An 11,366-nucleotide genomic window follows, 5' to 3' on the forward strand; every position below is an offset into this window, starting at 1 on the left:
TGTCGTTAGTTGCCGATTGCTTCAAAATATGGACAAAGTTGGTTAACCAATCCCTCTCAAAACCAATCGAGAGACGTGGACTTTGTGCCGAAAAAGGCTCGTCCACGACCATGCACGCGGTATTGCAGCCCTTCCAAGGCTTTTTTGCTGCCTGTTTTTGCCGGGCGAGTCAAGCGAAACAGCCTTCGCTAATCCTCGCAAAAGGCGATTCGGCGCTTCCGGGACAGTGAGGCACGCCAAATGCCTGTCGGCCGGGCGCCCGCAAACATCACGGGTGCCAACAGATTTTGTTGCCGTGCTGCCACAAGTCTTCGGCCCAAAAGGGTCGGCTCTCGGGGCTCATAGCAGCGGTCGTGGTGGGCTCCTACGGCTCCAACGCCGCTGTCCAAGGGTTCCCTACTTTCGGATACGTCGGAGTTCGGCCGACGCGCAGCGTCCGCGCCGCTCAGTTGAACCACAGTGCGAACGTCAAAAACCCGCCACCTCCAAACTCGCGCTGGATCTGGTCGAAATCCTCGCTGGTCAGGATCTTGCCGCTCTCCAGATAAGGCGCGATGCCGGGACCGGTGATCGAGAGTACGAGGTCGAAGGGTTTAGGCTCGTCGAAGAAGCGCTTCATGTTGATCCCTTTGCCGGTGATGCGGAAGTGCGGCAGCAGCGCGCGGCCTTCGAGCAGGTCCTCGGCCATCGTCAGGGTCGCGAGCCAGGCCTGCACCTGCTCCTCGCCGACTTCGAGGCCGGTGAGCGGGTTCTCGCCCTTTTGCTGCGGGCCGGGCAGCCATTCGCGGTCATTGTCGGTCTCGGCGCGGATCGCCTTCCAGTCCTCGCGCGACAGCCGGATCATTTCGAGCAGCTCCTGGCGCGCCGCCTTGCGGCGTTCCGGTTCGACAACCGGCCAGTTGACGAGATGCACCATCGAGATGAAGTCGGCGATGCGCCATTCCGAGGAGAAGATGCTCGAGCCCATCTCGCTTGGCGGCGGCACGAGGATGTCCTGCAACGGCAGCTTGGCGCGCGGAAACAGCATGTGGAACGAGCCGTCGAACGTGCCCTTGAAATCATGCGCCAGCCAGAAATCGGCCTGCGCCATCAGGAATTCGGCATAGCCTTGCAGCCAATAGCCGTCGGCGCGGTCGAAGCGGAAGGTGAGCGCGGGGGCTGTATCGCCCTGGGAGATGCCGCCGCGCGACAGCGCCGCCATGATCGCCGCCATGCTTTCATCCGGTGCGATGGTGCCGTCCTCGTTGAGGTCGATGCCGACATGGGTGAGGTCGATGACCATGCCGATATCGGCATCGGCCGGCACCGAACCAAGCGTGGTGGCGGACTTTGCCAGCCGGTCACGGAAGGCGACCAGTATGGCGCGGAACTCTTCGTAGGTCAGCGGCTCGGGATTGGGGTTCGCCGGTACCGGCAGCCGCATCAGCGGCAGCATGAAGGATTGCGGGCTCTCGAACCCATGGCGATGCAGGCCGCTGGCCAGCAGTTCCAGCGCGGTGAAGAACTCGCCGGCGCCGGCGGCATAGGCTGACGCTGGATCTTTCGGCGCGGCCGCTTCCAGTGTCGACAGCGCGCCGTCGCGCGCGGCCACGGTCCTTGCCTCGAACAAAGCTGTTGCCGCTTCGGGCATGGCCGCCGATGCGGACGACAGCGGCACGAGCACAATGAAAGCCGATGCCAGCAGGCTTGCTATTCGTGTCATCTTTTCCCTCCCATTTGCCGCAGCGACCATACACGGATTTGCGCCGCCGCGCCTGTCGATGCCGGCACGCTGTCCACATCGTTGCATGAATGTCGCCGGGCACGCTTCAACCGGTCCGGCGGACGGTCTACAGAAGGCCAACGATGAGGCGTGCCGTGTCGAACTATCCGCTCTCCTACAAACTGTCCTGGCTGCCGCGTTTCCTGAAACCGTCGCTCGGCGGTGACGCCACCGGATTTGCGCCGGCGGCCGGGACGCTGATGGACCCGCTACCGAGACAGACGGTGCGGCTGGCCTTCATCGGCGACATCTCGGCGGTAGCCAACCGGAGCGCGCCGGACTGCGATCCGGCGATCAAGGCGCAGCTGGGCACGGCCGACCTGGTGATCGGCAATTGCGAAAGCCCTGTCGTCGACAGGCCGAGCGCCGTGCTGGGGACAAAGCTCGGTACGCATCATGCGATGAGCGAACGCTTTCTGGCCGAGGCACTCGCGGCGGTTGGCATCAGGCGCGAAAAACTGGTCCTGTCGCTGGCCAACAATCATGTGTTCGACCAGGGCGTCGCCGGTTTCGACGCGACGGTCGCGGCGTTGAAGCGGCTCGGTATCGGCACCATCGGCCTCGCCGCCAAGGGTCCGGTCGAACGCTTCGCTGCCGGGCCGCTCGCTCTCGGCTTCGCCGCTTTCACGCTCTGGCGCAACGCCGATGAGAGACTGTTTGCCGACCGCGTCTCGATGGAAGGCGATCCGGCGCGCTGGCCGCGCGAGGCGAGTGCTGGGGTCGATCTCCTCTGTGCCGTGCCGCACTGGGATTGGGAATTCCGGCATTTTCCGCGCGCCGCAACCCGGGCACTGGCGCGGAGGCTGGCCGGGCAGGGCGTCGGTCTGATCGCCGGCCATCACGCCCATGTCGTGCAGCCGGTGGAGCGGATCGGCGGGACGGTGATTGCTTATGGCCTCGGGGATTTCCTCGGCACCGCTTTTGCCCGCCAGCCGTGGCCGGGGCGGATTGGCGGGATTTTCATCGTGGACGTCAGCGCCGATGCGGAGACGCGCGGCGCTGTCGCGTCCTATTGGTTTCATCCCTTTGTGCGCTTGCGTGCGGGAGACCACGAACGGCTGCTGCCGGTCGAGGCATTGGACGAGCCCATGCGGCAAAAAATCGAGGGCCGGCTGGACGCGATCTTTCCTGCTTCCCTTGTGGACGCGTCGCCCTGACCGCGTGACAGGTCCACGACAGGGCAGGGGTAAGCGCTGGCGACTTTCCCGCGAAAATGGCTATCATGCGGCAACACTGGCGGCGGGGATTGGCGATGGAGACAGCGGATTTCATGCCGGGCGCGGCTGCTATCGCAGCCATCAAGAAAGACATCGAGGTCTACGAAGCGAAAAGGGCCTCGGTGGCACGCGCGGCCAAGTGGCGCGCACCGTTGTTCGTTGGCCTGGTGGTCGTCTTCGTGGCGCTCATTGCGTGGCTGTTCAACAAGGTCGCCGATCCCAACGAGCAATGGTTCTCGACGCCGCACGTATTTCTGTACGTGGTCGGCTTCGTGGTGGCGGTCGTGCTTTATTTCCGGGCGATCAGGCCGGCGGCGAGGCTGCAGCAATCATTTCGCCAGACGCTGATGCCGATCATCTTCGGCTTCATTGGGGATATGCGCTACCAGCATGACGTGACGCCGCATTCCTTTGACCGACTGCCGCGCGAGACCGTCGGCGGTTTCACCATGAGCCGCTTCGACGATATCATCTCCGGACGCTATGACGGATTTGCGTTCGAACTGTACGAAGCCGACCTATGGGACGGGGGCGCCACCAAGAACAAGGCGACCACATTCAAGGGCGTCGTCGTCGCCTTCGAAACCATCGAGCCGTTTCCAGGTATACTGGTCGCGGCGCGACGTGCCAGTGGCGTGATCGGCTTTTTCCGCGGCATGTTCGCGCCCAGGATGCAGGAACTGCCGTCCGGCGTGCCGGAGCTCGACGCCGCCTACGAGTTCCGCACCAACAATGTCGAGGCGGCGCGGCCGCTGGTGACCGGCCGGCTGGCGCAAGCGCTGAAATGGCTCGGCGAAACCTGGCCGGACGAGCCCGCGCGCGTCGCGCTCAACGGCAGCGACGGCTTTCTGCTCCTGCCGCAACCGAAGAATTTTTTCGAGCTACCTGATATTTCGGTGCCGCTCGACTACGCCAGCCATGTCGCACCGATGATTTCGGACCTGGGTGCCATGCTGGCGACCGCGGCACTGGTGCGCAAGATCGGCGCAAGCTAGTCCGGTTGGGCAAACGATCAACAATCGTAACCGGATTTGTCGCGCAGGTAGTCCGCTTCTTCCTTCGACATCCTCTTGAACATCACACACACGGTGAAGCTCCCTACTTGCCGCCCGTCGTGTCTGTATCCCCAGTCCGAAATATCGTCCCTGGTGAATTCTATCTCCTGGCCGAGGACGACATTGCGCACAGCTGCCGGTTCGTTTGCCAATATGCCGACGAACCCCGTTTCGGTGCGCTGGAACGGGATGACCCAGAAGTGCTCGCTGATATCCCCATCGCGCACCTCGACCTTCAATTTGAACCTGTCCGTCCCAGAGGGCGGCGTTCCGGCCAGGGCCAGGAACTCATCCAGGCTGGCAAGAGCCTTTGCAGTCGCCGTCGCCATCTCGGGGTCGTCCGTAGCAAACATAAGCGCTTTGTCATCGTTAGGATTCGCGGCTTGCGCGCCGGCCGATCCCGGAGCACACGCCAACATCATCAAGGACATCATGGACCGGATTGCAAGCTTCATGGAAGGCCCCCTCATGGTAACGGCGCACCATCCGGCATCCGTTCCAGATTTGCAACCGGAGCGCGAGTTTTCTCCATTTCAATTGGCGATCTGAACTGATCCATGACACAAAATGTGTATCGATAACGGCTCGGCGGTCTGTTTCGTGATGCTGCTCGAGACGGATTGCGGCGGCCTCGCCGTGATCGCAACCGCTCGCCACAATCCGTCTAAACGACTCTTTTCACGAACGGAAATGCGCTCGCTGGGGGAACCGAAGCGGCCCGGAATGATGTCGGCCGCAGACAATATGTCGGAATTAAGCATATGATATCCTTTGCGAAAATTCACCCAACGTGATTTGCCGATGATAGCTGTTTCGTTCCAGTTTCGGGCCGTTCGGTGCTGCCCTCTCCCAAGCGGTACCGGAAAACCGAAACAGCACGGAGTGATATCCATGAAGAAGACCCTCGCAACCACCGCCGCTTTGCTCGCCTTCCTCGGCACGGCCTATGCCGCGACCGTTCAGGGCACCATCCAGGCGGTCGATCCGACAACCAAGTCGGTCACCCTCGACGACGGCAAGATCTACCAGCTGTCGCCCGATGCGTCGGTCGGGAAACTGAAGGTCGGCGCCAAGGTGGCGGTGACCGTCGACGACAAGACCGGCATGGTGACGTCGATCAAGAAGGCCTCATAGAGACTGCCGACCGGACTTTGAGACCCTGCTCCAATCTGGCCGGTTCCTTGGGGAACCGGCCATTTTCATTGGGTTGGACACTCACCGCCAGGCGACGACGGCGGCGGAACGCCGTTGCGGCAGCGACGCTATGGTTTTTGCCAAAAGGCCGCGCTATTCCTTGGCCGCCGGGGGATCCGCATGGCCGAGGAACAAAAGGGATTTCGCCTGTCGCGGCGGTTGCTGCTGGGGGCGGCCGTCTTTGGCGGCGCCGTGCTGTGGGGCGGCACCACCGTGGCGCGGCTGGCGCGAGGCCCGTCAGGGCCGAAGAACACCGGACGCATCGCCGATGTAGACGGCATCGCGCTGCCGCTGAAGCCGATCGCGAGCCCGCCCGCCTTCGATCCGTCGCTGCCCTGGCTGGTCAAGGGCGGCGACATCAACGATGCCAGCGGCCTGTCGAGGACGCCGGTCTATGGCGTCGTCGAGGTCAGCGAGGAAGAGCATATCGCCAAGGCGCTCGCCTTCGCGCGCGCCAACGGGCTGAAAGTGTCGCTGGCGGCCATCCGCCATTCGATGGGCGGGCATGCTTTCGACGACAATGCGCTGGTTCTGGATCTGAGAAAGTTCAACAAGGTTACGGTGGACGCCGCGGCCAAGACCATGACCTTGCAGCCGGGCGCGTGCTGGCACGACATCCAGACCATGCTGCATCCGCGTTTCGCGGTGAAGGCGATGCAGTCGACCGACATCTTTTCAGTCGGCGGTTCGCTGTCGGTGAACGCGCATGGCATGGACCATCAGGCGGGCTCGGTGGCCGGCTCCATCCGTTCGATGCGGGTGATGCTGGCCGACGGATCGGGGATCATCTGCTCGCCAACCGAAAACATCCAGCTGTTCCGACATGTCGTCGGCGGCTACGGTCTGTTCGGGGTGGTGCTAGAGGCGACGCTCGATATCGTCGACAATGCCGTCTACCGCACCTCGCGCGAGATCATCAGATCCGACGATTTCCCGAAATTCTTCGCCGAGGTGCTGGAGCCGAACAAGGACATCGGCCTGTTCTACGGGCATCTGTCGACCGCGCCGGGCAATTTCCTAGAGGACATGATCGTCTACCGCTACGATAGAGTGGCGGAGCAGCCGCCGGGCGACCAGCCGGCGCTCGGCGAACCCGATGGCGTCGGCCTGAAGCGGGTGATCATGAACATGGCCAAATGGGGCAGCGCGTTCCAGGAACTGAAATGGTTCACCGAAAAGACGCTGGAGCCGAAATTCGAAAGCTGCACGGTGCCGCGTAGCTCGGCGCTTGCCCAGGGCGAGGCCTGTCTCGTCACCCGCAACAACCCGATGCACGATTCGGTGCCGTATCTGTTCAACGACCTGATGAGCGAGACCGACATACTGCACGAATATTTTATTCCTCGGGCGAGCTATAATCCATTCATCGCGGAAGCGCGCGAGATCCTGCGCAACCAGGATCTGCCGGTGCTCAACGCCTCGGTGCGCATCGTCCACAAGGAGGACGTGGCGCTGACCTACGCGCCGGAGCCGGCCTATTCGCTGGTGCTCTACATCAACCAGCCGGCCGATGCCGATGGCAATGCCAGGATGCGGGCGCTGACGCGGGCGCTGATCGACGTGACGATCAAGCATGGCGGGCGCTTCTTCCTGCCCTACCAGCTGCACTATACGGCCAAGGAATTGCTGGCGTCATATCCCGAACTTCCGGCCTTCCTGACGGCAAAGCGGTACTATGACCCGACGGAATTGTTTTCCTCGACGTTCTACCGTGTCATCAAGGCGCTGAGCGGGACGGTGTAGACGGGCGGCACGCGGGCCGGCCTACAGGCCCGTCGGCATCAGCCCCGCCAGCCAGTTCACGGAGCGTTTTGCCGCGTCGGCGGTTGCCGAGGCGGCGCGGCCGAGATCGGTCTTGACCACGGCGTAGCCGTTCTTCGTGCGATAGAGCACGCCGGTTCCGCCGTCGACCACCTGTTCATAGGCGACGGGTCGGGCAGCGGCCGCGTCCAGGGCCGTCGTCGGCGATCCGACCGGCACGCTCGGCCGATGGCTGAGCTCCGGCGGCAGCGGGCTTTCCGTCCTGACGGCCCGGCTGGCGGGCTTCAGTTCCGGGCCCGACGCGATCGCGGCCAGGTGCGAGGAGGACGCCGAGCCTTTCGCGCGGCAGATGCCGGACACCAGCGGATAATTGAAATTGCGCTCGTGCAGGATCTGGCTCTTCATCGCCGCTTCGCAATCGGCGATGGTCGACCACTTGGCCGGCGTCTCGCCGATATATTCGCACAGCTTGGCGTCGCAGTCGCAGCCGACAATGGTCATGGCGACAAGGGCGGTCTTGATCACGGTCTCGTCCCTTCGAGATGCCCCCCGGCAGCCCGGTGAGGCATGTCACGCCTTCAGGCCGACATGCGATCTTCCATTGCGCGCGAACAAGGCGGGATTTTGCCGCGATTGTGGAATGAGCATGACGGCTCGCTGATCCTGACCAGGCGTGGCTGAAAAGCCTCAGTAGTCGTAGACGTGTTCGAGCCTGGCGCCGGCCTTGATCAGCGACGGCAGCACCAGATGCAGCTTGCGCACGGCCACGACCATGCCGGTGCGGCGCGTCGAGGGGTCCGCCGGCAGCGGATAGCTGAACAGGATGCGCATGCCTTCGGGAATGGCGATCGAATCGGTCGACAGCACCGTTACCATGATCTCGTCATTGCCGCCGATCTCGACAAAGGAGACTCCCTTATCGATCAGCCGCGGGATCATGTCGGTGAACACCTGATAGCGCTTGGTGACGAAGACGGTGCCGTCCGCGCCGTAATCGCGTTCCAGCAAGGTGTCGGGCTCGTTGCGGGTGGCTTCGCCGACCGGCCCCCTGGCCCAGACATGGACATCGAGGAAGGCCGGGTCGGAGGTCGCGGCAAGCGCCTTGGTGATCAGGTCGGCATAGCCTTGCTTGATGGTGTCGGCGAGACCGAAGGCAAGCTTGCGTTCGCTGGTGCGGATGGAACTGTCACCAGGCGCCGGCTGCACCGCGAACAGCCCGGCGCGCTTCTCGGCATAAGGGAACTGGTACCACGGCACCTGATCGAGGAAAGAAGCATACTCCGCAGCCACCTTGGCCTGGTAGATGTCGGCCGCCGTGCGCTTGGCTGACGTCGCCTCGGTGATGCGACCGACCGTGTTCTCATAGGCCCATTGCAGGATATGCTCGATCGAATGGCTGGTGCCGATGATGACCAGCATCTGGTGGTTGGCGTAGTTGAACCTGTAGGGAGAACTGGCGCGGATCACCGTGGCATAGTCTTGCCAGAAGCGGCCGACATAGGACCAATAGGGAAAGCCGCTCGGCTGGTCCTTGGCGACGAAACCGGCATATTCGCGCGCGGCGTAGACGATCGCCCATTCCGGGTAGGTGAGGAAGGTCGACTCCTCCGGCCGCTGGTAGCCGGGGATTTCGGCGCGCACCTTGTCGGCCAGTGCCTTGGGCGGCGCGCCGTCGGCAATGCCTGGCAGCGGCGTCCTGTCGAGCGCCGGCGTCGTCAGGAAGCCATAGGCCAGCCCGGCGATCGGGATCAGGATGACGATGACGATCAGCCAGAGGATCGCCTTGACGATGCGCTTTATCAAGCGGAACAGGAACATGGCCCGTCAGGCCGTGGCGAAGTGGTCGTAGATGCGCTTCGACAGCCAGAAGCCGATATAGACGGCGATGCCGCCAATGACGATGTGCGGCAGGTTGGCGAAGAAGCGGGCAGGGAATTCGATGTCGTTGAGGGAGCGGAAGCCGTTGATGAAGATACCGGCATCGAGGCAGCCTGAGCCGGTGATCAGCCCGAGCACGCCGTCGAACAGGTAGACCGAGCCGAACAGCTTGAAATAGAACACCGCCTGGCGATGCGAGATGAAGGCGGCGGCCAACGCCCAGACGCCGGAGAAGGCGTGCAGCAGGTCGTCGTACCATTGCAATGAGAACAGGCCGAACAGATTGCCGTCCGCATCGTTGAAGGCCGGAATGTAGCCGATGGCCACGACGCCGAAGAACAAGAACGCGTAGGCGACTGCAAGCTTCTGGATCAGCGTCATGAAGTATCCCCCTTCTACGAGCCCATTTGTAAACGCTACTCTGCCAGCCGCCTGACGCGGTTTTCTGCGCTTCCGCGTTCTACTGCACCGCAGTAGAACTGTGCTCACGGACCCAAAGGTCCGCTGTGCTTCGGTTCTCGAAAACCACGCCATCCGACTCGGCAGAGCGCGTTTTCAAACGGGCTCTGACGACGTCGAACGTTAGCTGATTTTGCCGCCGGTTGCAGCCCCAACCGGAAACACCGTAAAAATTGCGTGGGAGAGCCAAAAGACAGTCGGCGCCGGGATTTCTCCCAGCGCCTCCCTGTCAGATCAGAACACGGTCGCGGCAGCAACTTCCGTAAAGTCGTCGCGCCATGCCGGCCTTGATTTTGACGGTCCTGCCAGAAGCCACCCGAGAGCAGCATCCGTTCCAGACCACGCCGGTCTTGGCCCTTGCGGGCCTTTGCCCTGCGTGCCATCGAAGGTTTTTGCCGTCCTTCATGGCAGCATCGGTCCGCCGTCGGCGTTGGCACGCTTTCCGCGGCCCCGTAGGTCTCGGCTTCCGTCCCTTGAACAAGCAAGCCTGCTCTCGTTCCGGGCCGTACGGGCCTCAGGAAATCCGCCTTTCACTTCGCCTTTCGGCTTGATGATCGGTAGCCGCCTGAGATGGGTTCAACTTACGCCGGGTAAGGGGTTTGGGGAATGGCCGCGCCCCTGTGGATAGCGGGATTATCGGGGACCAATGCCAGAAGCCAGGGAAGTTCAAGCGCGAAGGCCTTAGACAGCCTGCCCCGCGCTTTTTAGCATCCATGGCCGAACGCGCCCTTGCTCCGCCGGCCGGTACGAGTTTGAATGCCGGCAAAGGATCGGGCATCCAGGTCCGGCGCCGGGGAGGGCGAAACTTGAAGGTCGGGGTGGTGCTCAATCCGATTGCCGGCGGCGGCCGGCTGAAACGGCATTGGCCTGACGTCGCCGCCGCGCTGAAAAAACACTTCGGCGATTTCGAACTGCGCGAGACGCAGGCCGAAGGCGACGCCGAGCGGCTGGCGCTCGATCTCGCTGCAAACGGCTTCGATCTGGTGATCGCGGCCGGCGGCGACGGCACGGCGAGCGAGGTGGCCGACGGCTTGCTGCAGGTCCGCGAGGAGGGCGGCAGGACGACCGAGCTCGGCCTGCTGCCGTGCGGCACCGGCATCGATTTCGCGCGTGGCCTCGGCCTGCCGAAGGAGATCGGCGCGACGCTGGAACGGATTGCCGGGGCGAAGGCCATGGCGGTCGATGCCGGCCGCATCTGCTATATCGACGACCATGGCGCGCTGGCCAGCCGCCACTTCATCAACATCGCCAGCCTTGGTCTGTCGGGCGCCACTGATCGCGCCGTCAATGCCGACAAGCGCAAGGGCAGGATGTCGGCCAAGGCGCTGTTCCTGTGGCGCACCGTGGTCGAGTTCATCCGCTACCGCTTCCAGGACGTGCGGATCACAGTCGATGACGGCGACGCGGTCGAGGCGCGCATGGCGCTGGTGGCGGTGGCCAACGGCAAATTCTTCGGCGGCGGCATGATGATCGCGCCCGATGCGGAACTGACCGATGGACAGTTCGACATCGTCATCCTGCGCGCGGCGGGCAAGCTGAAGCTGATCTGGGACATCCGCCTGCTCTATGGTGGGCGGCACCGCAACCATCCAGCGATCACCATCCTGCGCGGCAGGAAAGTGGTTGTCGAACCGCTCGGCGACGTCGAGAAGAATGGCGCGCTGGTCGACATAGACGGCGAGTCACCGGGGCGCATACCCGCCACCTTCGAGATCCTGCCTGGTGCGTTGCTGGTGAGATATTGAATCAAGGCACAGCCCGGCGGTGGAGCGTCTCAACGTCGTCATCCCAGGGCGAAGCAGGAGCGAAGCTCCGTCGCGGAGACCCTGGGATCCATGCCGTGATATTGGCCGAAGAGTGCGGCGGAGCCGAAATCAGCACCGTTGCAGCGCCTTGATGTTACGGGATGGATCCTCGGGTCAAGCCCGAGGATGACGAAAGGAAGGGGTGTCTCCCGCCAATCGCCGAGCCATGCAGTCCGATCGAAACTCTCGCCCGAGAAACCGGTCGAGATGCTGCAGCTCTGATTCAAATTGTTGC

At 63.1% G+C, this 11,366-nt stretch carries 11 protein-coding genes; 5 read left to right on the forward strand and 6 right to left on the reverse strand.

From position 1 onward, the window contains the following. Positions 1-445: 445 nt before the first annotated feature. On the reverse strand, positions 446-1,702 hold the full coding sequence (locus tag FJ954_RS27920; RefSeq protein WP_140664873.1) for a hypothetical protein: 1,257 nt from the start codon (positions 1,700-1,702) through the stop codon (positions 446-448). A gap of 143 nt (positions 1,703-1,845) precedes the next feature. On the opposite strand from FJ954_RS27920, the gene FJ954_RS27925 reads away from it, so the two are divergent. Further along, positions 1,846-2,919 (forward strand): CapA family protein, encoded by a 1,074-nt coding sequence (locus tag FJ954_RS27925; RefSeq protein ID WP_181173966.1) that lies wholly within the window; start codon positions 1,846-1,848, stop codon positions 2,917-2,919. A 95-nt stretch (positions 2,920-3,014) separates the two neighbouring features. Beyond that, positions 3,015-3,974: a DUF3137 domain-containing protein gene (locus FJ954_RS27930; RefSeq protein WP_015316126.1), complete on the forward strand. Its 960-nt coding sequence runs from the start codon at positions 3,015-3,017 to the stop codon at positions 3,972-3,974. A gap of 17 nt (positions 3,975-3,991) precedes the next feature. On the opposite strand, the gene FJ954_RS27935 is transcribed toward FJ954_RS27930, so the two are convergent. Continuing rightward, complete coding sequence (locus FJ954_RS27935; protein WP_140664876.1) at positions 3,992-4,489, reverse strand: DUF2314 domain-containing protein; 498 nt, start codon at positions 4,487-4,489, stop codon at positions 3,992-3,994. 78 nt (positions 4,490-4,567) lie between these two features. Then, on the reverse strand, positions 4,568-4,795 hold the full coding sequence (locus tag FJ954_RS27940; protein ID WP_140664879.1) for a hypothetical protein: 228 nt from the start codon (positions 4,793-4,795) through the stop codon (positions 4,568-4,570). Positions 4,796-4,925: 130 nt separating this feature from the next. On the opposite strand from FJ954_RS27940, the gene FJ954_RS27945 reads away from it, so the two are divergent. Together FJ954_RS27945 and FJ954_RS27950 are read left to right on the forward strand one after the other, a co-directional pair. After that, complete coding sequence (locus FJ954_RS27945) at positions 4,926-5,168, forward strand: DUF1344 domain-containing protein (protein WP_015316128.1); 243 nt, start codon at positions 4,926-4,928, stop codon at positions 5,166-5,168. 180 nt (positions 5,169-5,348) lie between these two features. Continuing rightward, positions 5,349-6,971 (forward strand): FAD-binding oxidoreductase, encoded by a 1,623-nt coding sequence (locus tag FJ954_RS27950; protein ID WP_140664882.1) that lies wholly within the window; start codon positions 5,349-5,351, stop codon positions 6,969-6,971. 21 nt (positions 6,972-6,992) lie between these two features. On the opposite strand, the gene FJ954_RS27955 is transcribed toward FJ954_RS27950, so the two are convergent. From FJ954_RS27955 to FJ954_RS27965, 3 genes are all read right to left on the reverse strand, one after another. Further along, positions 6,993-7,514, reverse strand: coding sequence for a hypothetical protein (locus FJ954_RS27955; protein ID WP_140664885.1), 522 nt, complete (start codon positions 7,512-7,514; stop codon positions 6,993-6,995). Positions 7,515-7,676: 162 nt separating this feature from the next. Further along, positions 7,677-8,807 (reverse strand): hypothetical protein, encoded by a 1,131-nt coding sequence (locus FJ954_RS27960; RefSeq protein ID WP_140664887.1) that lies wholly within the window; start codon positions 8,805-8,807, stop codon positions 7,677-7,679. A gap of 6 nt (positions 8,808-8,813) precedes the next feature. After that, complete coding sequence (locus FJ954_RS27965; protein ID WP_140617720.1) at positions 8,814-9,248, reverse strand: hypothetical protein; 435 nt, start codon at positions 9,246-9,248, stop codon at positions 8,814-8,816. Between the two features lie 884 nt (positions 9,249-10,132). Here FJ954_RS27965 and FJ954_RS27970 point away from each other — a divergent pair. Further along, on the forward strand, positions 10,133-11,071 hold the full coding sequence (locus FJ954_RS27970) for a diacylglycerol kinase family protein (protein WP_140664890.1): 939 nt from the start codon (positions 10,133-10,135) through the stop codon (positions 11,069-11,071). Positions 11,072-11,366 lie beyond the last annotated feature (295 nt).

It is taken from the genome of Mesorhizobium sp. B2-3-15, from assembly GCF_006442875.1.
Classification (GTDB): Bacteria; Pseudomonadota; Alphaproteobacteria; order Rhizobiales; family Rhizobiaceae; genus Mesorhizobium; species Mesorhizobium australicum.